Here is a 301-nt window from a genome sequence, read left to right as displayed (position 1 = left end):
GGGTCCACTCGTTGATCCGATGCCAACGCACGACGGGGGCGCTGCCCCTGGAAACCAATGGAGGGACTCGTGGGAGTCAGCCTCAGCAAGGGCGGCAACGTCTCGCTGTCCAAGGCCGCGCCCAATCTGACCGCGGTCCCCGTCGGTCTGGGCTGGGACGACCGCACCACCACCGGTACGGACTTCGACCTCGACGCCAGCGCCCTGCTGGCGAACGCCGAGGGCAAGGTCACCACCGACGGCAACTTCGTCTTCTTCAACAACCTGAAGAGCGCAGACGGCTCGGTCGAGCACACCGGTG

General features: G+C 66.8%; 1 protein-coding gene. It reads left to right on the top strand.

What is annotated here, in order from left to right:
• Positions 1–69: 69 nt before the first annotated feature.
• On the top strand, positions 70–301 hold a 232-nt coding region (locus tag PUR26_RS02060), incomplete at its 3' end, for a TerD family protein (protein ID WP_329868546.1).

It is taken from the genome of Streptomyces sp. SP18CS02 (assembly GCF_036322365.1).
Taxonomy (GTDB): Bacteria; Actinomycetota; Actinomycetes; order Streptomycetales; family Streptomycetaceae; genus Streptomyces.
This window is presented reverse-complemented; position numbering and strand designations above follow the sequence as displayed.